22 protein-coding genes and 1 pseudogene are annotated in these 25,007 nt (G+C 50.7%); 18 read left to right on the top strand and 5 right to left on the bottom strand.

Going from position 1 to position 25,007, the window contains the following annotated elements:
• Positions 1-8: 8 nt before the first annotated feature.
• Positions 9-1,688, bottom strand: coding sequence for an acyl-CoA carboxylase subunit beta (locus ACXAFR_RS02900; RefSeq protein WP_475171734.1), 1,680 nt, complete (start codon positions 1,686-1,688; stop codon positions 9-11).
• Between the two features lie 270 nt (positions 1,689-1,958).
• Positions 1,959-3,065 (bottom strand): AraC family transcriptional regulator, encoded by a 1,107-nt coding sequence (locus ACXAFR_RS02895; protein ID WP_475171732.1) that lies wholly within the window; start codon positions 3,063-3,065, stop codon positions 1,959-1,961.
• 248 nt (positions 3,066-3,313) lie between these two features.
• Here ACXAFR_RS02895 and ACXAFR_RS02890 point away from each other — a divergent pair, with 248 nt between their 5' ends.
• The 16 genes from ACXAFR_RS02890 (at position 3,314) to ACXAFR_RS02815 (ending at position 21,114) form a co-directional block, all read left to right on the top strand.
• Positions 3,314-5,803, top strand: a complete 2,490-nt coding sequence (locus tag ACXAFR_RS02890; protein ID WP_475171730.1) for a DNA internalization-related competence protein ComEC/Rec2 — start codon at positions 3,314-3,316, stop codon at positions 5,801-5,803.
• Between the two features lie 156 nt (positions 5,804-5,959).
• Entirely contained in the window at positions 5,960-6,598 is a 639-nt protein-coding gene (locus tag ACXAFR_RS02885) for a MotA/TolQ/ExbB proton channel family protein (RefSeq protein ID WP_475171729.1), read from the top strand.
• Position 6,599: 1 nt separating this feature from the next.
• A complete protein-coding gene (locus ACXAFR_RS02880) occupies positions 6,600-7,028 on the top strand; it encodes an ExbD/TolR family protein (RefSeq protein WP_475171727.1) in 429 nt (142 codons plus the stop codon).
• A 37-nt stretch (positions 7,029-7,065) separates the two neighbouring features.
• Entirely contained in the window at positions 7,066-8,088 is a 1,023-nt protein-coding gene (gene lpxK / locus ACXAFR_RS02875; protein ID WP_475171726.1) for a tetraacyldisaccharide 4'-kinase, read from the top strand.
• A gap of 149 nt (positions 8,089-8,237) precedes the next feature.
• A complete protein-coding gene (gene kdsB, locus ACXAFR_RS02870) occupies positions 8,238-9,008 on the top strand; it encodes a 3-deoxy-manno-octulosonate cytidylyltransferase (protein WP_475171724.1) in 771 nt (256 codons plus the stop codon).
• A 66-nt stretch (positions 9,009-9,074) separates the two neighbouring features.
• Positions 9,075-9,569 (top strand): low molecular weight protein-tyrosine-phosphatase, encoded by a 495-nt coding sequence (locus ACXAFR_RS02865; protein ID WP_475171722.1) that lies wholly within the window; start codon positions 9,075-9,077, stop codon positions 9,567-9,569.
• Positions 9,559-10,635, top strand: coding sequence for a UDP-N-acetylmuramate dehydrogenase (gene murB / locus ACXAFR_RS02860; protein ID WP_475171720.1), 1,077 nt, complete (start codon positions 9,559-9,561; stop codon positions 10,633-10,635). Before ACXAFR_RS02865 ends, murB begins: the two co-directional genes overlap by 11 nt.
• The gene (locus ACXAFR_RS02855) at positions 10,632-11,246 is read left to right on the top strand and encodes an alpha-ketoglutarate-dependent dioxygenase AlkB family protein (protein ID WP_475171718.1); all 615 of its coding nucleotides are present in this window, start codon (positions 10,632-10,634) and stop codon (positions 11,244-11,246) included. The genes murB and ACXAFR_RS02855 overlap by 4 nt, the downstream gene beginning before the upstream one ends.
• A 246-nt stretch (positions 11,247-11,492) precedes the next feature.
• Complete coding sequence (gene uvrY, locus ACXAFR_RS02850; RefSeq protein ID WP_475171717.1) at positions 11,493-12,146, top strand: UvrY/SirA/GacA family response regulator transcription factor; 654 nt, start codon at positions 11,493-11,495, stop codon at positions 12,144-12,146.
• A 585-nt stretch (positions 12,147-12,731) separates the two neighbouring features.
• Positions 12,732-13,058 (top strand): hypothetical protein, encoded by a 327-nt coding sequence (locus ACXAFR_RS02845; protein WP_475171716.1) that lies wholly within the window; start codon positions 12,732-12,734, stop codon positions 13,056-13,058.
• Between the two features lie 495 nt (positions 13,059-13,553).
• Complete coding sequence (locus ACXAFR_RS02840) at positions 13,554-14,342, top strand: FG-GAP repeat domain-containing protein (RefSeq protein WP_475171714.1); 789 nt, start codon at positions 13,554-13,556, stop codon at positions 14,340-14,342.
• On the top strand, positions 14,332-18,636 hold the full coding sequence (locus ACXAFR_RS02835; protein WP_475171887.1) for an RHS repeat domain-containing protein: 4,305 nt from the start codon (positions 14,332-14,334) through the stop codon (positions 18,634-18,636). Before ACXAFR_RS02840 ends, ACXAFR_RS02835 begins: the two co-directional genes overlap by 11 nt.
• Before the next feature lie 8 nt (positions 18,637-18,644).
• Positions 18,645-18,917 (top strand): hypothetical protein, encoded by a 273-nt coding sequence (locus ACXAFR_RS02830; RefSeq protein ID WP_475171712.1) that lies wholly within the window; start codon positions 18,645-18,647, stop codon positions 18,915-18,917.
• Between the two features lie 121 nt (positions 18,918-19,038).
• Complete coding sequence (locus tag ACXAFR_RS02825; protein ID WP_475171711.1) at positions 19,039-20,115, top strand: transposase; 1,077 nt, start codon at positions 19,039-19,041, stop codon at positions 20,113-20,115.
• A 326-nt stretch (positions 20,116-20,441) separates the two neighbouring features.
• Positions 20,442-20,816: a type II toxin-antitoxin system RelE/ParE family toxin gene (locus tag ACXAFR_RS02820; protein WP_475171707.1), complete on the top strand. Its 375-nt coding sequence runs from the start codon at positions 20,442-20,444 to the stop codon at positions 20,814-20,816.
• Positions 20,809-21,114 (top strand): helix-turn-helix domain-containing protein, encoded by a 306-nt coding sequence (locus ACXAFR_RS02815; protein WP_475171704.1) that lies wholly within the window; start codon positions 20,809-20,811, stop codon positions 21,112-21,114. Before ACXAFR_RS02820 ends, ACXAFR_RS02815 begins: the two co-directional genes overlap by 8 nt.
• Before the next feature lie 94 nt (positions 21,115-21,208).
• Here the strand turns inward: ACXAFR_RS02815 and ACXAFR_RS02810 are convergent.
• From ACXAFR_RS02810 to ACXAFR_RS02800, 3 genes and pseudogenes are all read right to left on the bottom strand, one after another.
• Positions 21,209-21,574 (bottom strand): annotated as a pseudogene (locus tag ACXAFR_RS02810) (transposase); the annotation flags it as partial.
• 58 nt (positions 21,575-21,632) lie between these two features.
• On the bottom strand, positions 21,633-21,977 hold the full coding sequence (locus ACXAFR_RS02805; RefSeq protein WP_475171702.1) for a hypothetical protein: 345 nt from the start codon (positions 21,975-21,977) through the stop codon (positions 21,633-21,635).
• 64 nt (positions 21,978-22,041) lie between these two features.
• Positions 22,042-22,377 carry a hypothetical protein gene (locus ACXAFR_RS02800; protein ID WP_475171701.1) on the bottom strand — a complete coding sequence of 112 codons (336 nt, stop codon included), beginning with the start codon at positions 22,375-22,377 and terminating at the stop codon, positions 22,042-22,044.
• Between the two features lie 263 nt (positions 22,378-22,640).
• On the opposite strand from ACXAFR_RS02800, the gene ACXAFR_RS02795 reads away from it, so the two are divergent.
• Positions 22,641-22,952, top strand: coding sequence for a hypothetical protein (locus ACXAFR_RS02795; RefSeq protein WP_475171699.1), 312 nt, complete (start codon positions 22,641-22,643; stop codon positions 22,950-22,952).
• A gap of 159 nt (positions 22,953-23,111) precedes the next feature.
• The gene (uvrC, locus tag ACXAFR_RS02790) at positions 23,112-24,986 is read left to right on the top strand and encodes an excinuclease ABC subunit UvrC (RefSeq protein ID WP_475171697.1); all 1,875 of its coding nucleotides are present in this window, start codon (positions 23,112-23,114) and stop codon (positions 24,984-24,986) included.
• Positions 24,987-25,007: the final 21 nt, after the last annotated feature.

The following is a 25,007-nucleotide window of genomic DNA, read 5'->3' as shown; positions in this document are numbered from 1 at the left end:
ATCAATACTTAGTGAAATTCGCGTTGCACGCTGGTGAAGGGCTCAGGCGTGTAATGCTTGAGGTGGAATTCCATGTTCTTGCACAGGACTTCGCGTAGATCCGCAGGCATGACGATCTGCGAAATGGATCCGAGACTCAGTGCCTCATTCGGATTCATCAATTCTTCTTCGTACCGGTTTTTTAGTGCCAGTTCTTGCTGCGCCTGCCAGGCTTTAATGTCTGCCTCTGCGGCGCCTTCAGCTTTCATCTCCTGAACTTTACGGCGAATTTCCTGCATCTCTGGCTTGTAGACGAATTCAACCCCGGCCGGTCCCATCACCGCTGCGCGGGAGGAGGGCAGGCCAACCACAAAGTCAGCGCCAGTCGGGTAGTTGTTGTAGGAGGCGTAGGCGCCGCCGAAGGCGTTGCGGATGATGACCAGGAAGCGGGGGGTGCGCAGATCGATAATGGCATCAAGCATGGCGCGACCCGCTTGTACGATACCGCCAGTCTCCTGTTCCCGACCGGGCAGGAAGCCCGTGGTATCTTCCATAAAAATCATGGGGATGTTGTACAGGTTACAGAAGCGGATAAAGCGCGCATTTTTCAGTGCCGCATCAATATCAATCTGGCCAGACGAGACCGCTGAGTTGTTAGCAACGAAGCCGATCACATTGCCGCCCATACGACCAAACGCGGTGATGGTGTTGCGAGCGCGGCTGGATTGCACTTCCATAAAGTCGCCGTGATCGCAGAGCTGCTGAATCATAATGGACACATCGATGGGGGTGTTAAAACCGGTGGGAGAGTTGAAGGCTTTTTTCAGCAGGATATCAATATCCCAAGTCTTGCGATCAACCGGATCCGATGTGGGCTCAAAGGGTGCCAGCTCACTGTTATTGCTCGGGAGATAGTTCAACAGCGAGCGTACTTTGCGCAACGCTGAGACTTCATCGGGGACCACAAAATCGGTTACACCCGACTGGCTGTGTACGCCAGGACCACCCAGTTCGTCGGGCGTGACGTCTTCACCGAGAACAGATTTAACAACCCCTGGCCCGGTCAGACCAAAGAAGGTTTCGTTGGGCTGAATCAGAAAGCTGCCCTGACGTGGTAGATAGGAGCCGCCGCCTGCATTGAAGCCGAACATGCACATGATGGACGGAACAACACCAGAGATTTTTCGCAGCGCGGTAAAGGCTTCGGCATAGCCGTCGAGGCCGCCAATACCTGCCGGGACGAAAGCGCCCGCAGAGTCGTTCATACCAATCAAAGGAATGCGGCGTTTCGCGGCCAGTTCAAACAGACGTGCCAGCTTGCGTCCGTTGGTGGCATCCATGGATCCAGCGCGAACGGTAAAGTCGTGGCCGTATACAGCGACGTCACGGCCATCGATTTTGGCAATTGCCGTAACGATACTCGCGCCATCTAAATTCTTACCCCAGTTTTGGTAGAGCACTGTAGGGTCTTCGTCAGTCAGTACCGAGAGTCTCTCCCATATGGTCATGCGGCCTTTCGCATGCTGTCGTTCTATGCTGGGCACACCGGCGGCGCTTTTCGGCCGGCGGATGAGATCGTAGCCTTTTTTCAGCGTGTCTTCGTGCAGTCCCGGATCATAGGATGCTTGGCCGGGGATGCTGAATTCCACTTCCTTGGTATCGTCGAAGGGATTGACGAGCGTTGCAGTCTTTTTGTCGGGGTTAGTCATACAATGCGTTTCCAGATGTTTGTCACGACGAAATATTGTGAACCTGCCAGGCAATTGAAATTGCTGGCGAAATTCCCGCGGTTTCCAACTTTGGGAGGGGGCCTCCAAGCGAACGCGCTGGATAATAGTGAACTTAGTCTATTGTGTGAATATAGCGGAAAGCAGGGTATAGACCACATTAAGCATTCAACTGTTTGATTTATAACAAAATAAATATTTTATCTGTCGTAATTTAGGACAAAAAAGTGCACAAAAATGTCACAAATCCGCTCACAAAATGGAGTCTAGGTTGGATTTGGCGACGGTTTTTTCACTGTCGTCGGCCGCGGTGACCCGTCGTAGAGGCGGTCTGATCAGGCTTGAATCCGCCGCTTTTTTAAGCTGCGTGCTACGAAAGGCCTGCGGCGTCACTCCCTGCCAATGCTTAAAGGCGCGAGTAAATGCACGGGGTTCACTGAAATCCAGCAGACGTGCGATTTCGGTGATCGTCAGGCGTCGATTACTGAGCAGTCGGGCTGCAATGTCACTGCGTAAGTTATCTTTTATTTGCTGATAGCTGCTGCCTTCTGCACTCAGGCGGCGGCGTAGAGTTTGTTCACTGATCCCCAGTTGATCGGCCAGCTCTTTAGAGTTGGGCAATTTGACCACGGTATTGCTGCGGGGCTGGAGAAGCTGATTGATTTTGGCCGTGAGGCTGGTGTCTTCACCGGGGATGGTCAGCAAATCGATGGGCGCGCGGCGCAGAAAGACTTGCAGCTCACGCTGGGTTTTTACCAAGGGTAAGCGCAGATAATCCCGGTGAAAGACCAGTCGATTGAACTTGCTGCGGGTGTGCGTTGGGCAGCGAAACAGCAGTCGAAACTCTTCGGCGTCTAGAGGCGTGTAATTGATGTAGGCGCCTACAAGTTTAATGGGGCGGCCGATGTACCAGCTAGCAAATCGGTGCCACATGACATGCCAGTATTCGATGTAGAAGTGTTCGAAATCCAGCTCTGGATTTTTGAGTACTGTCGTCAGATACACATGATCGCCTTCGTATTCCAGCGCCATCTGCAATTCATCGGTCACAGTGTTGTAAAAGCGGATTCCTCGCTTGAGAAGCTCTTCAAGCGTTTCCGATGTCGAGACCCAGTCCGCCATGAGATCGAAGGTGCCAACTTTACAGGGGCGCTCTGTGAACCCCATAAATTCATCATTTAGTTCGCGGGTAATACCGGAGTAGAGTTTGGCGACTAGGTCGACGTGAATGCGTGTGCCCTGCGCGCGCAGAGGCTTGTCGGGAATACGTGCCTGACGTAGCAGGGCTTTGGGATCCAGTCCACGAGCAACAGCGCCGCCGAGAGCGGTTCGAATGTAATGTGCGCCGATCGTAGCCATAGAACAGAAGCAGCCCCTTTGCTTGAAGATCTCGTTGGCAGTCCGACTACTATACCCGCTCTGAGGTTACAGGTTAATGGTCATTTCATGACGGTGGTCAAGTGAGAGAGGATCAGTCGTCTGACTGAGATCGAGCCGAATGAGAGATCGGTGAATCCTCTTTCAAACTATGGACGCTGGCGAATGGTGTTGTCCCATTTTAGGCTTTCAAGCTTGTCTTAGATTTCCGCTCAAGGAAGAGCTCGCCTGTGCCAGCTGCCGCTTTATTTTGTCTTGCCATCGCGATTACCGTGCAACTGCCTGTTGCTATGGGACTCCTTGCATGGGGCAGTGGCGGTGTCCTACTTATCGCTGTTATTGGGTACGCGATTCTGCGTGACAAAGGTGTGCTTGGCGGAGACCTCAAAGGCAAAGCAACAGTTACTGTTTTGATGATGATTATCGTGATTGCTCTCGGGGTGTTACGGGCGTCCTCCTGGGCTGATGGTCGGTTGCAGCAACAGCTTTCCCCATCTCTTGAAGGAGAAGACCTGGTCGTTGTTGGCTTCGTCGAAGGTTTCGCGTCTCACGCCGATCGACTACAGCGCTTCAATCTTCGTGTTTTATCGTCGGCAAAAAGCGACACTGCCATTCCAAAACGTCTGCGACTCACGCTTTACGAGAATACCGCAGGACTCAAACATCCTCTGAGAGGAGGGGAATGGCTGGCGTTGACCGTGCGCTTAAAGCGCCCTCATGGTTACGCCAATCCCGGTGGCTTTGACTACGAGCTTTGGTTGCAACAGCAGGGCATCGGTGCGACTGGCTATGTGCGAGACGTGCTGGTGAAAAGTGGGAGCCTCGACGGTTTTTATTCAGGGCTGCGAGCGTCCGACGTCACACAGCCGAAGATTGGGATGTGGGATAGGGCGGTATCCTGGCAGCATCATCACCGACAAATTCTGCGGGATAGAATACTCTTGAGCCAGGAGGACCGACGTGTAACGGCGACACTGTTGGCGTTGACCCTCGGTGATCGCGATTTGATGAACGCGTCGGACCGGGAATTGGTCCAGGCATATGGGCTCAGTCATCTTTTGGCGATATCCGGGTTGCACATTGGTTTTATGGCACTGGTGTGCGGTGGTTTAGGGGCCGGTGTGGGACGCGTATTGGGGCTGCTGATGGTGCGCAGTCGGCTGCCTCAGTGGGTGAGTCAGAATCTAGGGGCGGTGTGCGGGGTTGCTGGCGCGTTTGTATATCTCATGATGGCCGGGAATGGTCTACCTGCAACCCGAGCGTTTATCATGGTATTGGTTGGCGCTCTGTGGACAGTCGCTAGGCGCAAGCAGAGTCCCTGGTTTGCCTGGTGGCTGGCGATGTCGCTGATTCTTATTTGGCAGCCTGCTGCCTGTCTCGATGCCGGTTTCTGGTTTTCGTTTATTGCCGTCGCTGTGCTGATTTTTGTCTATTGGCAAAGACATCGATGGCGTCAAAGCGCCCGCGGACAATTTTGGTGGCCTCTAATCTGCGCGCAGGGAATGCTGTTATTGCTGTTAACCGGGGTACAGCTCTTTTGGGGAATGGGTGTCAGTCTGTTGTCACCGGTGGTAAATCTGCTGGCGATTCCCTTTGTGTCGTTTTTGGTGGTCCCGGAATCTATTGCTGGATTGGTTTTACCTAGCGCTCTGGGGGATCTCCTCCTGTCTTGGAGTCGACTGGCGTTAACGTTTTTCTGGTCGATGTTGGAGGCTGGCGAGCCCGTTGTTGAACGGTTCTTTTTAAACCCTGGTGTACGGCTGTCTCTCGATCAATTGATTGCTTTGCAGGTGGGTATCATTCTTCTTTTGCTACCGTTGCCCGGTAAGGTAAGAGGGTGCGGACTCTTGTTGCTCTGCGCCAGTTTGCTCAGTTGTACCAAACTCGCGGCTCCCGTTGAGCCGCGCCCTCCGCTCACACTAACCGTTCTGGATGTCGGCCAGGGGTTGGCCGTCGTGGTTTCCTCACCGACTCAAACCCTGCTCTACGATACCGGCCCTGGGTATCCCTCAGGATTCAATACAGGGGAGGCGGTGATTGTCCCGTTTCTTAATGCAAAAGGCATTGATGCCATTGATACTTTGATGATCAGCCACGGGGATTCTGACCACGCCGGAGGCTTGTCCGGCGTGTTGGCTGGAGTGCCGGTGGAACAGGTCTTCTTCGGAGAGCCTCTGGCGACCTCCGATACGCTCTTGACAGGTGACTTAAGCCGTCATGTTCGCGATTGTGATCGGGATATTGATTGGCGGGTGGATGGTGTCGATTTTCACATTCTTGGCGGCGGCGGTCATTGGTCGTCGTCCAACGATCAATCCTGTGTGCTACTGATCGAAAGTCAGGGACGGCGATTCTTGCTCCCGGGAGATGTCAGTCGTACCCGTGAACGGACATTGCTGGAGCACCCTCGGTTACAGGACCCTGTCGACATTCTGCTGGCGCCGCATCACGGCAGTGGTTCGTCATCATCGAAGAAGTGGGTTACGCAGTTAAACCCGCAGCATGTGGTGTTCAGTGCCGGTTACCGAAATCGTTATCGACATCCTCAAGCGGGCGTTGTTGACGCGTATCGACAGCAGGGCGCTGAGATGTGGTGTACCGAGTCTACTGGTGCGTTAGAGATCAGCATTGATGGCATGGGACATCTGGCGACAAGCGCCTATCGGTCGTCTCATCGTCGTTTCTGGCGGGATTCTCTCGGGCAATCACCTTGTCAATAAACTCAGGCAAACGCTTTCGGTCGAAAAGCAGCTACAATGATAATTGCTCAATGGCCGTTAAAAGAGTGTTAATAAGCCTTAATGCGTCAATTCTTGCGATTTTCGTTCTAAAATAGTCTGCATACTTATCCTAATTATCCTGACAGGGAGATCAAAGTGCTCGAGATTGTGTCCGCCGGTGGCTGGCTCATGTTGCCCCTTTTGTTGTGTTCTATTGCCGTTTGCGCCATTGGTATTGAAAGATACTGGACGTTGAATCCGAAAAAAATTGCACCGCCTCGCTTGTTGTCGGATGTGGGCAGCCTGATCAATGCCAATCAACTGACGGCAAATCGCCTGCAGGAACTTCGGGATTCGTCAGAGCTGGGTACGTTGCTGGCTGCGGGACTCGCTAATGCGCGCTTTGGTCGCGACGTCATGAAAGACAGCATCGAAGAGGCGGCCAGTCAGATTGTCCATAACCTCGAGCGCTATCTCGGTATTCTCGGCACCATCGCGTCGGTGGCGCCCCTGTTGGGGTTGCTCGGTACCGTCCTGGGCATGATCAAAGTCTTCACGGCAATTATGTTGCAGGGAACAGGTAATGCGGGTGTGTTGGCCGGCGGGATTTCCGAGGCTCTGATCACTACCGCCGCGGGGCTTAGCGTTGCGATTCCGGCGATGATTCTGCATCGCTATTTTAGCCGCAAAGTGGATACCCTTGTGGTGACCATGGAACAGGAAGCGGTAAAACTGGTGGATGCCTTCCACGGCGAACAACAGCTTGCTGGTCATCGCGCCGTCAAGGGGAAGTAATATGAAGTTCAAACGCCAAATTCAGGCGGAGGACTCCATTAATCTCACTCCCCTGATCGACGTGGTGTTCCTACTGCTGATTTTCTTTATGGTGTCGACCACCTTTACCAAAGAAACCCATCTCACCGTAAATCTGCCGGAAGCGGAAGGCTCGGCTGCGGCAGAGGCGGAAAAACAGGGCGTGGACATTTTAATCACCGCGACCGGCAACTATTCCATCAATGGCACGGCATTGGCTGATCGCAGCAGTGCGACCTTAAAATCTGCGCTGATTCAAGCTTCGGATCGCGATACCACCTTGCCGCTGACTATTGTCGCCGACGCAAAGACACCACATCAGTCGGTAGTCACCGCCATGGATGCCGCTGGACAGCTTGGGTTTGTGCATCTGAGTATCACCACCCGCCAGCCGGAAGGCGGTGAGGGATGACCCGCTAGAGAGTGCTTTCATCGTGCAGGATTTTTGGGTGCGTAGCTGGTATGAAGGCCGGCGTTGGCTGTGTTTATTACGACCGCTATCGGCATTGTTTCAATGGTTGGCGACGCGCCGTCGCAAGAGGTTGCAAGCGGCGCAAGCCGATCTCCCGCTGCCGGTGGTTGTGATCGGTAATATCTCCTTGGGCGGAACCGGCAAAACGCCTCTGTTAATTACGCTCGCCCGCGACCTGTGTCGCCAAGGGTGGAAGCCGGCGATCGTCAGTCGCGGTTATGGTGGAAATTCGGAGCAGTACCCTCTGTTTTTGGCAGCGGATACCCCGGTTACGGCCAGCGGTGATGAGCCGGCGCTTTTGATGGGCGAGACCGGTCTCACGGTCGTTGTTGATCCCCTGCGTTTGCGGGCCGTACAGGCCATTGCGGCACAAACCGATTGCGATCTGATTCTCAGTGATGACGGCTTGCAGCACTATGGATTGCCGCGTACTGTTGAAATTTGTGTGGTTGATGGCGAGCGGGGTCTGGGAAATGGGCGTTGCCTGCCGGAAGGCCCTCTGCGCGAGCCGCCAGAGCGCCTGACCGAGGTGGATTTGGTGGTCAGTAACGGAATGCTTCGGCGTCCATTGGGGCATATTGAGCCTGCCGTCATGACGGTCGCCCCCGTGTGCTGGCGCAAAGTCTCCGACCCGATGCACCGCGCGAATTTAGACGATTTCCCCTGGCGGCAGGACGAGTCGGTGTCTGAGGCCATAGCTGCCGTGACCGGTATCGGTAATCCTTCGCGCTTTGCTGGGACCTTGGCGGACCTGGGGTTGACGGTGGAGATGCAGACTTTTCCCGACCACCATCAATTTACGTCGCAAGATCTGGCACAATACCAGCACCAGCCGCTACTGATGACGGCCAAAGATGCGGTAAAATGCCGCTCTTTTGCGGGTGAGCACTGGTGGTATCTGGCCGTTGAAGCCAAAATACCTGACTCTGTTTTGCAACAGGTGGCGGCAAAATTGTCGGCGACCAAACGATCTACTGTAGAGCCATCCGCATCCATTTAAGGGCTGTCTGTTCGCCCATCATGCGGAATGATAAACGGTACCTTCGATACCTATTTTTCGCGCAATAACCAAAACATGATGCATCCTGTTCCCTGTGGGCAGTAACCATTTACCGAGTTGTATTCGACTCAGGCCAGAGAGAGGCTTTCATGGATTTTACCGTCGTCATTCCCGCACGCTATGCGTCTACCCGACTGCCCGCCAAACCGCTGTGTGATATCGCCGGCAAGCCTATGATTCAACGTGTGTACGAGCAGGCTGGCAAGTGCTCTGCCACTCAGGTGATTATTGCAACCGATGACCAGCGCGTTGCCGATGTGGTGAAAGAATTTGGCGGCCGCGTTTGTCTGACCTCGCCAACACACGAATCCGGCACTGACCGACTGGAAGAGGTGTCCCAGCACTTGGGGCTATCTACCGACGATATTGTCGTCAACGTGCAGGGCGATGAACCACTGATTCCGCCAGACGTTATCGATCAGGTTGCAAAGAATTTGGCGGCATTCCCAGCGGCCAGCGTCTCTACGCTCAGCGAACCCATCCGCAGCGCTGAGGATTTTGCGAATCCGAACGTTGTCAAAGTGGTAGCGGATCGGGAGGGGATGGCTCTGTATTTCAGCCGTGCGGCGATGCCTTGGCCACGCGATGTGGATTGGCAGAACAGCGAAGATTTTTCTGCAGTCGCGGGTCTAGCCCGCCGCCATATTGGAATTTATGGCTATCGAGTCGGCCTGTTACATCAATTCGTGGAGTGGCCAGTCGCGCCGTTGGAAACCTGCGAACGCCTCGAGCAATTGCGCGTACTGTGGAACGGTCACCGCATCCATGTCGCCGATGCATTGGTTGAAGTGCCTCCTGGCGTAGACACAGAAGCGGACCTAAACCGGGTTCGAACGCTGTTTGCGGAAAATGGTTGGTAAGCGCTGCAGAGTCGCTTCCACACGGATGATTTCAACGAGTTTAACCCGACCCACGAGGAGTTCTGCGTGAGTATTACGGTCATGTTTGTTTGTCTCGGCAATATCTGCCGATCACCCACCGCCCACGCGCTGTTTGCTGCTCGGGTCAAGGCGCGTGGGTTGCAGGATCATATCGACGTGTGTTCATCCGGTACCGGCGATTGGCATGTGGGGGAACCGCCAGATCGGCGTTCTGCTCAGGTCGCGCTGGATCGGGGTATTGATATTTCCCATTTGCGTGCCTCTCAGGTGAGCGCCAGCGACTTTCAACGCTGTGATTATATTTTAGCGATGGATCGGCAAAACCTGAGTGATTTGCAGGCCATGGCACCCGCCGATTATTCCGGAACACTGGCCCTCTTTCTGGATTATGACCCCGAACAGGAGCGTGCAGAAGTGCCGGATCCCTATTACGGTGGCGAGGAAGGTTTTCGGCTGGTGATCGAATTGATAGAGCGTACGGCCGATGCATTGTTGGACCATATCCTGTTGCAACACCCGGAGCTGGTGAGTGCAGATTGATACCGCGACGGCGCCGCCACTGTTAATTCCTGAGGCGGATCTCTCCCATTTGAACACCCTTGCAGCGCCTGCCACCGCAGCGTATATGGCAAGAGTGCAATCTCCTGAAGAATTGCAGCAACTGTTACTGTGGCGTCGTCAGGGGCGCGAACCTCTGCGCCGTGACATGCCGATCTATGTACTTGGGGGGGGCAGTAATTCGCTATTACCCGAGTATTTTCCTGGCTTGGTAATCCAGATGGCCATCAACGAACGGGAGTGGTTGCAGGAAGATGATGACCACGTCTGGTTGAAGTTGGGGGCGGGCGTCGATTGGCCGGACTTGGTTCGATGGAGCTTGCAGCAGGGATGGTACGGGCTCGAAAATCTCGCGATGATTCCCGGTACGGTTGGTGCGGCCCCCATCCAGAACATTGGTGCTTATGGTGTCGAGTTGTGCGATCTGCTGGAGGAACTCCACGCCGTGGATATCGCCAGTGGGCTGCCGGTCACCTTTGATTGTGATGGCTGCGGTTTTGGCTATCGAGACAGCGTTTTTAAAGGCGCCTTGGCGGGACGCTATGTGATCACCTCGGTGGTGTTAAAGTTGCATTTTGCGCCTCTGGTGCAGGCGGACTATCCGGCTCTGGCGCAGACTTTGGCCGCCTCTGGAATCGACGATCCAACACCAGAACAGGTGTTCGAGGCGGTATGTCAGGTTCGCTCCAGCAAGTTGCCCGATCCGGCTGAGATTCCAAACGTTGGCAGTTTTTTTCAGAACCCGATCGTTGAGCGGGCACATTTTCAACGCTTAAAAGTTGATCATCCTGACTTGGTCGGCTTTGACGCCGGAGACGATCAGGTCAAACTGGCCGCGGGCTGGATGATTGAGCAATGTGGTTGGAAGGGCGCAGTGGAAGCGGGTGTGGGGGTTCACGATCGACAGGCTCTGGTATTGATCAATCCAGGCAAACGACCCTGCCGCGAGGTTTTGGCGCTGGCCGCAAAAATTCGTACCGATGTCCAGGCCTGTTTCGGGGTTAGTCTCGATATAGAGCCCAGGTCTCCCATCGGAGCGGCATCATGATGCAGCAGCAGGATTTTCTGCCACCGGCGGAAGAGGTGATCGATCTACACCAGGGCAAGCTGGTGTACGTTCGCCAATGGATGTCGAGCGATGAGGCGGATAAGGCGCTGGAAGAGTGTCGCCGTCAGCTGGCATGGGAACAGTCGAAGATCACCCTGTTTGGTCGGCAGGTAAAAATTCCCAGGCTAAATGCCTGGTACGGCGATCCTGGGTGCCACTATGGTTATTCCGGTTATCAACTGCCGTTGCATGACTGGACACCTAGGTTGCTCTCCATCAGGGAAAACCTACAGAAAAGGACGGGGCATACCTTCAATTCCTGCCTTGCCAACTGCTACCGAGACGGCAATGATAGTGTGGGCTGGCATAGCGACGATGAAAAAGAGCTTGGACGTAATCCGGTGATAGCAACCGTTAGTCTTGGCGCTGCGCGGCGTTTTAGCCTCAAACATCGTTATGACAAAGCGATTCCTTCGCTCGACCTCAACCTTGAATGCGGTTCGTTATTGCTGATGCTGGGGGAAACCCAACATTTCTGGCATCACAGTATTCCTAAGACCCGCGCCCGGGTTGAAGAGCGGATTAGCCTGACCTTCCGGCATATTGGATAATAGTCGAAGTCCTGCTGGAATCCGGTGGTTTTGTCAGATCATTTACGGTATCTTCCAGGATACTACTCAAGTCGCCACTGACGATGTTTTTTCGATGCCAAAGTCACAAATTTGGCTGTCGTCAGAATAATCTATTCCGAACTAGGCTAGACTTGAGATACCGCTGAGGGGGACAGGTGGACTGTCCGATTCACACCGAAATATGGATTCGGCCTAAGCATCCTTTAGCGATTTCAGGGTCAAATTTTGATTAGAATTCTCGTGGTTGACGACCAGGATTTAGTGCGAACGGGTATCGTACGAATGCTGGACGACGTCGACGATTTTGATGTTGTGGGGGAAGCACGCAGTGGCGAAGAAGCGGTGAAAGTGTGCCGTGAAATTGCGCCAGATGTCGTTCTTATGGACGTTAATATGCCGGGCTATGGCGGTATAGAAGCGACCAAGAAAATCGCCGCCGTCTATCCATCCATTAAAGTGATTGCCGTAAGCGTGTACGAAGACGACGTCTTCCCGACCCGGCTACTGCAAGCGGGTGCCAAAGGGTATATCTCCAAGAGTGCCTCTGTGGAAGAGATGAACCAGGCCGTCCGTACTGTTTACCAAGGCGATCTCTACATGAGCAGCAGTGTGGCTCGACAACTCGCCCTGCGTAACTTTTCGCCTGACCGGGACAAGTCGCCCTTCGAGCTCTTGTCTGAGCGTGAGTTGCAAACGGCAATTATGATTGCCAATGGCAAGAAAGCTCAGCAGATAGCCGATACGTTTTGCGTGAGCCCTAAGACGGTCAACAGCTATCGTTATCGGATCTTTGAAAAGCTCGATATCAATAGCGATGTTGAACTGACTCTGCTTGCCGTTAAACATAAAATTCTGGATATCGAGTCCATTCTTCACTGATTTCTTCCGGGCCTATTTCCCGCTCGTATTAAACATCACATGCTTAACTATCTGCGACCACATGCAAAAATATCGAATGGTTGCAGGTAGGCTACTGCGTGCGGAGTTCTGTGGGCGATCTTGTCTGAATGTTTTGTTTCAGTTGCCCGTAGGTTTATCGAGGGTGTTTAAATTCCTAGCCTTTGCACAGTATCCCTGGATAGTAGCTGGATATCCCGAGTACCCAGAGTAATTTCTTTGTTGGCTGTGAAAAATCGTCATTCTTAAAAAAAGGCCATGTCGCCAAATTCCTCCCTTAAATTCGCAGAGAAATCTGTGAACTATGTCACTAAATTCATTTTTTCTGGTAAATAAATATTCAGTTTTATAGGAAAGTATGAAAAGCACTTCTGTGTGGGAAAATTCATAGATTTACGTAAGTTAATCTATGTCAATCTTTCTAAAACTGTCAGTACAATTCCCGTTAGTTCACATGCTTTCCTAAATTTTTGATTTCTATGGCTATAGAAATTTCTGTAACCTCCTCAAAGTGAATGCATGACGGTTCTTGGAAAACAAATTTGCCTTTGATAGGCCAGATTCCAAATGAAAAAAATCTTTTTGTTTTGTTTGCTAAGTATTATTCCTACATCGGTTTTGCCTGCGGAAATCATTGCGCGAGGAAAGGTAACGTATATCGAAAATGGTTGGAATGGAGAAGGAATAGCTCTCTTTCATACAACACCTACTGAAGGTTGTAATGCTGCATCTACTCAATATTCGATCAGTAAAAACCATCCGGCTTATGAAGAATTGCTATCCATGGCGTTGACTGCCTTTGCCGCAGATTCTGATGTTCAGCTTGTTGTCGACGCAGGCACGTGCGAAATAGGCAACAGAACAAAAGTGATTTCTATTCGATTAATGAAGTAAATAGGTATGAAAAAACGTCCAAGAACCTTCAAGAACGCAATGTGTATATCATTAAAATCCGCTAGGAAATTACTTCTAACTCTGGTGGCTTTTTCAAGCGTCGCTACGGTCTCTCTTCCGGCTAATGCTTGGGTGACAGGGGGGCGAGAAGAGATAGTTCAAGTCTTAGAGTGGGAAAATGAAAAGCCAATATACTTCAAGTTTTCGGGAGGGACTTGGTGTTATGTCCCAAACAACGAAAGCGCCTTATACAGTCTTCTGTTATCAACCTGGATGGCCGGAAAGAAAGTCTCTTTTCATTGTTACGACTCGACGGAAACCGTGGGTGGGGTAGCTGGGCATAAACTACATCGAGTGATCGTCTTTAATGAGTAATGCGTCCGTAAAAGGTATTGACGCATAATCAGCAGTTTTCTCGTGCGGCGTCGTTGCTGACAATAATGCCGCATAGAAATGATGTGAATAAATAGAGGTTTCAGGATTTTGTTGCGGCGAATGGATGATTGTATAAGGTGCGCCAGGCGTAGGCTGTTACAGGGAGTTATTGTTGTTGGAAGTGCGGTTGTTTGGAGTGCTAGCGCGTTATCTGCCAACCCAAGCCAATACGAACTCTATTACGGAAACGTAAATGGCGACGGGTATCCCGATATCTATTTTCAAATTCAACAATCCATCGTGTTGATTCACAGTGATATCGCAATTCCGATTGCGTTCTATCCTTCATCGTCCTTTGTCATTTATGGTGGAAGTGGTGGATATGGTTCCCCTCAGTTGTTGGATCTTACCGACGCTGATTTGGCGACCTACACAAAGGCACAATTAAATTCTGATTATTATTTGGGGGATTTGAACGGTGATGGTATACAGGATGTACTGATCCGTGGCCAGAATGAGAGTAGTACATCATTGGTCGTGTCTGGAAGTTCAGGTGATTTATTGCCCTCAACTCTGGTCAGTTTTACCGGCGCAAACGCTCTCTCTCATAACCTCAGTGATCGCTCGATATCAATCGGTTTGTCAGACTATAACGATGATAATCGGATCGATATTGTTCTCGCCAATCAAGGCTCCGCCTATCAATTTACGTCGGGCAGTTCATTCGCAGAAATTGGACCCGCTTCATCAGTCAGCTATCAATACGATGCGTTAGGGCGCTTACGTGTTATCAGTGAAACCTCCGCATCTACGCCTTATACCCAGAGTTACCGATATGATCCGGCGGGAAATCGCTGTGAGGAAGCGAACAATGCCAGTATGGGGGAGGGAACCTGTGATGCGGAATAAGCTGCGGATGTTTCAAATGCATCGTAATACGTTTTATTTCTTTAAACCCTTTGGCTTCTATTCTCCCTCGAACATTGTTCTATTTTTAACAATGTTTTTGCTGGCGTCTTCGGTGGCGCAGGCTGCCGGGATCAAGTTCGAAAATTTACCGGTGATTGATCCGAAACCCGACTTTAACGGCGTAGATGCGGGTACAGGCAGTTTTTACTCGTCTTCGCCCATTACGTTTAATGTTCCGGGTGCAGGGCATCTCAATATGACCAGCGGCTTTAACGGGCGCAAGCCTAGTTATTCGGCACTGGCGTATATCGAAGATAAGACCTATTGGTCTGATCAATCTTCTTCGGCGCAAATTAGTATTCGACATATAACCGTGCATGTTGGCGGTCTTGATCGTCTCTTCAGTTGTCCCTCTCAAGGAATTTGTACCCAGGATATCCGCAAAGACGGCTCTCAGCTGATGCGCAACTCTCAGCATGATTACGTTTTTACCGACAAGAACGGTACGGTATATCAATTCTTCCCGACGATGGAGCATTATTACCCTGAGGGGCAATGCACTCTGTTGGGTGGTGATCCCACCTATTGTAATGCGGCGGAATATGAAGCTGCTGCCATGGTCTCCACCATTACTTATCCCTCTGGTGAAAAAATAACTTATTCACCGATCAGTACAACAGATGTAAAAGGTGGCCAGACGTATCGTGTGGAAACCATTACCAGCAACTTGGGTTACGCTCTTGAGATTCGTTGGCTGGAGGATTACGGGTATACGGTGCCCAGCAGTTCGACAACCGGAGATAACTGGTTACGCTTTTATTATCGTGGGCAGCGCGACGTTGACTTTGCATTGTACAAAGACGCCACATTGCTCAATACGATCACCACGCGATACACAGAAATTACTGAAGATCCCGTTTCGTATTTGGTTGTGCAGAGTGATGATCTTGGACGTGAATACAAGGTGACCTTCCAGGGCGGCTTTGTGATGCGTTGTCATGGTGAGTTGCCAAGTGGATACAATCCACCCATTGACTCGACACCAATGCTACCGATTTCAGTGACGTCTCCAGGCCAGATTGTCACCCAAATCAATTACCATATGGAAAACGCAGCGAGCTGGGAGTTTGTTGATGCTGCAGGTGCGGGGTCGACAATCCCCGTGTCTTCCATCGTTCGTGGTGGCCTCACCTGGAAATACGATAACGCAGAAGAATCCAAAATTCTCACTGACCCCAATGGAAAAACGCGGAAAGTTAATTTTAGCTGGATTCAAAATGACTATGACCACGGCGATCCACAGTGTCCTGAGCACGAGGGGAATGTTGAAACCCAGATCGATGACTATACGGATGAGCTGCAGCGACTTACGGGTTATGCCTACGAGAACAATCTGATTGAAGGGGTCTCTTTCCCTGAAAACAATGGTTACAACTACCGTTATGACAGCCGCGGTAACATCACCAGCATACTTCAAGTGGCAAAGCCTGGATCGGCTGAGACAGATCGAGAAGTGTTTTCGGCGGGCTACCCGGAAACCTGTACTTATGCGAAAACCTGTAATCAGCCGAGTTGGACGAAAGACGCCAAGGGCAACCAGACGGATTACACCTATTACAATGAGCACGGTGGGGTTGCGACAATGACCTTGCCTGCCGATGCTGATGGTGTGCGGCCTACAAAAACGCATACCTATACAGCGACAGATACGGGCAATGGCACTCTCTGGCGGCTGACTCACATATCGGAGTGTATCCAGGGCAGCAGTTGTTCTGGATCGCAAGATGAGCTTGTGACAGAAATTTCTTACTTGGGCAATACCTTGCTGCCGCAGACTAAGACCATCCGCGCCGGAGACGGCAGCGATGTCGCAACAGAATCTACGGCGTACAACAATAAAGGCTTAGTGTCTTCTGTTAGAGACGCATTGAATCATTCGACCTATTATCACTATGACGTCATCGGTCGTCAGATTGGTGAAATCAGCGAAGATCCAGATGGTGGCGGATCTCTTCCGAGGCTTGCCACCAAAACAAATTACGATGCGGATGACCGGGTTACCTCTGTACTTTCGGGTACGACAACGGGCGTATCACTGAATCATCTAAATGCGATGTCCGTGGTAAAGCAGGTGGTGTACGGCTACGACGGGCTGGGCCGCAAAAATCGTGAGACAGTATCTGGCGGTGGAAAAACCTATGGGGTAACGCAATATTCCTACGACGCTTGGAATCGCGTTGTTTGTACTGCGCAGCGCCTGGATACCGCGTCCGTCCCGGAGGATGCTTGCGCACTCGGTGCAACCGCCGAAAATGCGGAAGATCGCATTACCAGGAACGTATACGATGCGGCAGGTCAGTTGTTAAATGTTTATAAAGCTTTTGGCACGCCTCTGGAGCAGGTCTACAAGGCTTACAGCTATAGCAACAACGGCAAGCCAATCTCTATCACGGATGCCAATCAAAACAAGGCTGGTTTGAGCTATGACGGTTACGATCGCCAAACCCACTGGTACTTTCCTTCAAAGACCAAAGCAGCCAATGCCTATTCGAACTCTGACTATGAACAATACGGCTATGATGCGAATGACAACCGAATCAGTTTTCGTCGCAGAAACGGCGTCGTACTTAATTACGAATTCGACAACTTGGATCGAATGGTCCAAAAGATCGTACCTGCCCGCAGTGGCCTGGCGGCAGACCACTCTCAAAACGTCTATTACGGTTACGACTTGCTCGGTCGAACCCTCTATACGCGTTTTGGATCTGACCAAGGTGCTGGTGTAACGCAGAGCTATAACGTTCGCGGTGATCAAACCAGCGCTTCCATCAATCTTGATGGTGTGACGCGCACCATCAACTACGCGCCCGACGCAAAAGGATTAAGGCGCAGCGTAACTTATCCTGGTAATCAAGTGTTCTCGTTCAACTGGGATGCATTGGACAGACTCTCATCGATTACCCACGCCAATGCTGGTACATTGGCCAGTTATCGCTACAAAGGGAATGGCTTGCTAGATCGCCTTACGGGTGGCGGCATCAATCAATACCAGTATGATGGCATGGGTCGGTTGACGGTATTAGGTTTAGATGTCGCTGGCAGCGCCAGTGACAACACCTACAAATACGACTACAACGCCGTCTCGCAACTCACTAAGCTGCAGACCACCAACAGCCAGTATGTGCCCATCCCGGTTCTCCAGAAAGCCGCCTACAACACCAATGGGTTAAACCAGTACACGGCGGTTGGTGGTGTGAACTACAGCTACGATGCGAACGGTAACCTGACATCGAATTCTGATACCAATTACACCTACGATCAGGAAAACCGGTTGGTCAAGGCAACCAAAGCCAGCGGCGAGCTGATTGCGGAACTCTGGTACGACCCCCTGGGACGACTTTACAAATACGAAACGCCCATTGGTATTACTTATTTTCTCTACGATGGCGACGAGCTGATCGCAGAGTACATCAATACCAGCACCACACCGTTGAGACGGTATGTGCACGGTGCTGGCGTCGATGACCCTGTGGTAATGTTTGACGGTAGTAGCGTGACGAGCAGTAATCTGCAGCATTTGCACCCCAATCAGCAGGGGAGTATCGTGGCTGTAACAGACAATTCCAGTAATGTGGAATCCTTGCTCCGCTACGATGCCTGGGGAAAGCCTCTGTCAAATCACTCGCTGCGGTTTGGCTATACCGGGCAGGTTTGGTTGAGCGAATTAGGCCTGTGGCACTATAAGGCGCGGATGTATTCGCCGACACTGGGGCGGTTTATGCAGACCGATCCGGTTGGGTATGAAGATCAGATGAATCTTTATGCCTACGTTGGGAATGACCCAATGAACCATATAGATCCAACCGGTAAATTCGTAATCGCTCTACCTGCAATCCCTTGGGCTGCTGCTGCGATAAAAGCAGCATTATTTACAGGTAGTGCTGCGGCTGTAGCTTATGGGGCATCCGAAGCATATAACGCATATAGTGAATCTTCAGAAGGCTCGGAGGGCACGCGAAAGCTTGGGGACTTGGAACCTATTCATGATCCTGATCATCCTCAGAACGATCCCGAAATTGGAGAGCTATCTGATGAAGGGTTAGGTGAAGCTATTAACAACCCTGAGGACGGAGAGAAAGTAAAAGTAAGGGGTAATACTGTTATTGACGGTAATACTCGAATTAATGAAGCAAAAGGTCGTGGATGGGCAGGTGACACCGAAATACCCGTCATAGAGTTTCCGGAGCGTCCAGATAATATTAATGATGATCCATTAGGCCCATATGGAGGCTAAGAATACAGATGGATAAAAACTATGATGCTCAAGAATTAGAGGCAGCGTTATATCAACTGATGCATTTTGCTTTTATTGAAATACGTTCTTCAGAGAGTTTGAATGCAGCGAAAAAAATTGCAGACATTTTTCATAATGTACCGTTGATGGTTTACAGGGCTTCAAGTTCGGAGGATTATTTGAATGTCTTTGAAAAAATATCGAAGGTATCCTCTAAATATGATTTAGAAGAGTATATAGACAAATTTAAATCTATAGCTTTTGAGCAAGTGAAGAAATAGGCAAAGAGTAAGCACCCTGTGATCAATTGTGGGGTGCCTTTTTATTAAATCTATATAATCAAAATATAGAGGACATCCATAAACTTGACTTAGCTCCTCAAAACCGATAAACTCCCAAAACATGACCAAAGCCCGTTCCGAACAAATTGATCTTGATGCGACGCCGTTTTATCACTGCTATGTGCGGTGTGTACGTCGTGCGTATCTCTGTGGGGATGATGCGCTGACCGGTGAGAATTACGATCACCGCAAGCAGTGGATTGTCTCGCGGTTAAGATTTCTGTCTTATGTCTACGCCATCGATCTGTGCGCTTATGCGGTGATGAGCAATCATTACCATGTGGTCTTGCATGTGGATCGTAATAGGGCGAAAGGCTGGAGTGATCACGACGTTGCCGAGCGTTGGATGCAGATCTATAAAGGTCATTTGTTGGTGGATCGCTGGCTGCAGTCGCCAGAGTCTTTTAGCCGAGGTGAACTCGATGCGGTTCGCGAAATCATTGATGGCTGGCGCGAGCGGTTATCCTCCATTGAGTGGTTTATGCGGGGCGTTAACGAGACCATTGCTCGTATGGCCAATGAGGAAGAGGACTGTCGTGGCCGCTTCTGGGAAGGGCGCTACAAAAGTCAGGCCTTGTTGGATGACGCGGCGTTGTTAAGTTGTATGGCCTATGTGGATCTCAATCCGGTTCGTGCGGGCATGGCAGAATCCATGGAATTGAGTGATTACACCTCGATTCAGCAGCGGATTTACGATTATGTTCGCGAGCATAAAAATGCCGCTCGTCAACATTCGGATGTGAAACAAGCGGTAAAACGCCAGCAGGCTGTTCGCAAAGAGATCGGCTTGGCGGATCTTTCTCAGGCCGCCCTTAAGCCTTTTGATGGCAGCGCCCATACTTCACTCGAAACGGCCCTGCCTTTTACCTTTGCGGATTATATGGCTTTGGTGGATACCACCGGCCGAGCGATTCGCGATGACAAAAAAGGTTATATCGCAGAAAAGAGTCCTCGCCTTATTCAGCAGCTCAACATCGATCCCGATCGCTGGTTGGATCATATTCAACACTTTGGTCGTTCCTATGGGAATGGTGTTGGCTCCGTGGAATCCCTAGCCGCGTTTGCCGCCAAGCGCGGGCGAGGGTGGGTTAAGGGTGTCGGTCAGTCGCGGCGTTGTCGGTTGTGTCGTGTTGGTTAAGGCTTCGATGGCGGTTGCTACACCTGAATGTTTAGTGCGCGCGCCATGTCGTCCACATTTGCGCGTTCATCCAAACGGCTAAAGTTCGCTCTCGCGTGAGAGTCTATTTTGCCTTCTCGAAAATCCTATTTGCTCTCGTCGTCTTTATCTCTTTAACTGGTTGATAAGCAGAGATATTTCTTTTTGAAGTCAGTATCTGCAGGCGAGTTTAAGCTCGCCGCTGCGTAACGGGCTTGTTGACGGTTGGGCCTAATTCTGTGGGGGTAAAACTATGGATGTGTATGGCACTAGGTGCTACACTCGGCTTGTTAGGGTAAGGGCCAAGAATGAGAATATTTAAAAACAAGACCTTCTTCAAATGGGCGGTAAAAGAGGGCCTTGACGACGGCGCGTTGCTCGCGGCGGTTAAAGAGATAGAGCTTGGATTAATCGACGCAGATTTGGGTGGCCATGTTATTAAAAAACGCGTGGCGATCAGTGGTCGCGGTAAAAGCGGCGGCCTAAGAACTGTTCTGGCTTACAGGGTAGGTAGTAAGGCGTTTTTTATGTATGGATTTGCCAAGAATGCTCGATCCAATATCAGTTCTGATGAGTTGAGAGCATTGAAGCGATTGGCAAAAGAATTATTGGGATACAATGATAAGGCGCTGGATGAAGCGATTAAGTTTGGTGCGTTAGTCGAGGTAAGTGTCAATGAGTAAATCAATTATGGATGCGGTGCATGATACTGCGAAAGACTTGCATGCTGCCGGGGTGATGAAAGAGTCTACATTGCGAGAGTTTGATGCGCTATGCTTGCCACCCATCAAAGAGTTCAGCGCGTTACAGATCAAACAAATTCGTATTAAAAATCATGCCAGCCAAGGTGTATTTGCCGCTTACCTGAATACCAGCAAATCCACGGTACAGAAGTGGGAGCAAGGTGCGAAAAGGCCTAATGGCCCTTCGTTAAAACTATTGAACCTGGTTGCAGAGAAAGGGCTTGAAATATTGGTTTGATATAAAAAACGTCTCTGAAAGATACCGATTGTTAATAGGCACTTTTTATAACATTGACTAGAGGGTGTTCAAAGCTCTGTGTCAGTCAGCAGGATCATAAACTGATGTGTTTCCCTGGCCGATCCGGGAAGTGAATCGTGAGCTGCGACAGTGTCTTGTTTCAATGTTGAATCGGATGGGGCAATCGCTCAGTGTCTTTGAGTATACCGGCGTAAAGCAGCTTCAGTAAGCTGTTTTCATTGGCGGAGCCATCCTTAGTTTTGGTGGGCTTACGAAATTGACGGTGAACCGCTTCAACGGAGTTGATGGTGTAGATCGACTTCTGCACATAATCCGGATACTTAAAGAAAGCCGAGAGTGTTGGCCGCTAGTTGCGCCAGAATTGGATCGCTATCGGAAATTTGTCGCCCCACTTGGCTTCCAAATCATCCAGAGTGATTTCCGCTGCATTGAGCGCTGCATTGCCGTCTTGTAGGTGCGCTTTAAATCACTCATAGATAAGGGAAGCCATGCTGAAGTCACTCACTCTTCGTTCTCACAATTCGAATCCCTTTTATTATGTCTTTATCAACATTAGAGCAATCGTTAGAGGCAATAATAACTACCTTTCGTCCCGCCGTTAATGCAGTAAGCGCGACAGAAATAATAAGTTCACGGTTAACATTTCCGTCGTTGGCAAGTTCAACGGCTGTTTTATTTGAGCAAGTGGTGGCGCTGCCGATGCTATCGGTTAAGTCGATCCAGGTGCGATTGTCCTGTACTTGAATTGCGGCAATGCCGACTTCTGCGGATATCCCGGCAAAGGACGCCGTTGAAATAGTAAGTGCTGTAGTGGCAATACCAAGCTTGGTGAAAATGTTCATTGTTTTCCTATCAGCGCAAAAATATTAAGTCTTAGAAAAGTGTAGCTTCTATCAAACCTATCGATTAAAAACTGATGTCGATGCGGTAGATTAGGGGGTAATTTGGAGCACGGTTGAAGCACCCTTCAATTCCAAAGCCCACTTTTTTTCCGGATGTCGCCGCTGCTAGGGCTGCGGAATACATTTCCTTCGATTTTTCATCTTTCATATCTATGATTACCCGTCCTTGGATCGTGTTTTGACAGTTCTGGGTGTTGTCAAAATTTGGTGTAAACCAAATTGCGGCGAAATCCTCGTAAGTGATGATTTTTGTAATCGCTCTATCGGTAGGGACTTGATCTTTGCCTGCGTGCGATAGTGCTGATAGAAGAAGGCTTGCGCCAAGGATGTATTTTTTCATAGATGACTTCCGTTGTAATTCTTCGCGCGAGTTTCTAGGGGCGGTTGTTAACGTTATGCGAAAAATTCTAATTTGGTTTTCGCTAGAGTGGTGCCATTGAATTGTACCTAAACTGATTAGGTTGTAAGAAAGTTTATCATTAAACTCTGTAGCTAGATGTTTTTAATGATTGGAAAATCAGAATATTGCGGTAGATACAGCGTTGATGAGTGTCTTACCGTTTGTTCGTTATTAAGAGTTTTGAATTCTTGGAGGAAATGATGATGAAGCGTTTTGCTGGGCTACTCCTGTCTGGGGTTTTTTCCTACAGCGCGTTTGCCGTTGAAGACAGTAATAGAGCGATTGATCGAATCGGTGTGCAGGGAAATTATGCGTACTTTACAGTGACGGAGGGTTTGACACTCAATTGTGAGTGGTCTGCGGTCTATTTAGACATCACCACGGATTTTGGCAGGGCTGCGTATTCGAATCTACTTGCGGCGAAAACCGCAGGTAAAAAGCTCTCAAGAGTTGTTTATAGTCAAGCGGTCGTTGGTGAGCGTTGCCACCTGTCATTGGTCGAAATAAAAGATTAACGACCAAAAGAGATTCGCTACTTCTCGCTAGCGTTGAAGGGTAAACTTCCGATACGCTATTCAATAGTGGGCAAATGAGCCCTCTTTTGCGTAATATCTTATCTATCGGACTCTAAATGTTTGATTTGATTAGAAATCATATGCGCGTATCATACACCCATGACTGATCCCGACCTGCTAGCGAGCTCTGACGAACCCCTATTTAATGCCAAGCGTTTTTTGAGTCAGGTAACGACTCGTGCTGGGGTTTATCAGATGTATGACGTTGACGAGAAAATCCTCTACGTTGGCAAGGCGCGCAACCTGAAAAATCGGCTGGGCAGCTATTTTCAGAAGAATATACCCAATCCCAAAACCCGTGCGCTGGTGGCGCGAATTGCCCGCATCGATGTCACCGTTACGGCGACTGAAACCGAGGCCCTGCTGCTCGAACAAAATCTGATCAAGCAGAATCGTCCGCCGTTCAATATTCTGCTGCGGGATGATAAATCCTACCCCTATATTGCCCTCACGGGGGGCGAGGACTTCCCCCGGTTGGTATTGCACCGGGGCGCCAAGCGTAAGGGCAATCGCTATTTTGGTCCGTTTCCCAATGCGGGGGCGGCCCGCTCCAGTCTCAACTTTCTGCAGAAGACTTTCAAATTACGCCAGTGTGAAGACAGTGTTTTCTACAACCGCTCCCGGCCGTGCCTGCAGTTTCAGATCGACCGCTGCACGGGGCCGTGTGTCGGGCTGATCGACAAAGACACCTATACGGAAGATCTACGCCACAGTGAAATGTTCTTGGCGGGCAAAAGCGATAGCTTAAAGCAGGAGCTGGCTGATTTGATGGAAGCGTCTGCGGCGCAATTGGATTTTGAGCAAGCGGCCCAATATCGGGATCAGATGGCGGCGCTTGCCCGAGTTCAGACGCAGCAGATCATCGAGGGTGGCAGTGGTGACGTGGATGTCATTGCCCTGGTACATCAAGCCGGATTGGTGTGTGTTCACGTGCTGTATATTCGCCAGGGGCGTATTTTGGGCAGCAATAGTCATTTTCCTCAATCGGCGGCGGGGCAGGGGCTACTGCAGGAAGAATCGGAAATGCTGATGGCGTTTTTAGGGCAGTTCTATCTGACGGATAGCGACCGCACTCTGCCTCGCCAAATCCTGTTGAATCTTCAGCCAGAAGAATTGCCTGAGCTTGAAGCGGCTCTGCAACAGAAGTGGGGGCGTAACCTCAGTATTCAGTGTGGCGATTTGAGGGGGCAGCGGCAACAGTGGATGCAGTTAGCGACCAATACGGCTCAGGAGAACCTTCTGGGGCGTCTGGCAAGCCGCCAGAATACCTTTCAGCGCTTCGAGGCTCTGCAGGATGTGCTTAAGCTCGATAGTATGCCTGAGCGGCTGGAATGTTATGACATCAGCCACAGTAGTGGCGAGTTGACGGTTGCTTCCTGTGTGGTCTTTGATCGCAATGGTCCGCTCAAGCGAGATTATCGGCGCTTTAATATTGATGACATCACCGCCGGCGATGATTACGCCGCGATGGAGCAAGCGTTGCGGCGCCGCTACACGCGCCTGCAAAAAGGCGAGGGTTTGATGCCCGATCTCCTGATTATTGATGGCGGTAAAGGCCAGTTGCATCGGGCCGAGGAGGTTTTGCGGGAGCTGGCCATTTCGGACTTGATGGTGATCGGAATCGCCAAAGGCACCACTCGCAAGGCGGGGTTTGAGCGGATTCTGTTGCCCAATGATGGTGGCGAATTGGTACTGGAGAGCGATTCCCCGGCGCTGCATTTGTTACAGCACATTCGGGATGAATCCCATCGTTTCGCAATTACCGGCCACAAACTGCGGCGGGATAAGAAGCGGAAAACCTCGCGCCTGGAAGATATTCCTGGTGTCGGGGCCAAGCGGCGGCGTGAGCTGTTGCGTTATTTTGGTGGCCTGCAGGAGATTCGGCGGGCCAGTGTGCAGGATCTGGTTAAGGTGCCTTCGATCAATAAAAAAATTGCAGAAGACATCTATGCTGCCTTAAAGTCCGACGGTTAAAGCCAGCTGACCCTGGTGTAC

Source organism: Pseudomaricurvus sp. ABR4_320 (genome assembly GCF_056159445.1).
Note: the sequence above shows the minus strand (reverse complement) of the source record. Positions and strands in the feature narration are given on the sequence as shown.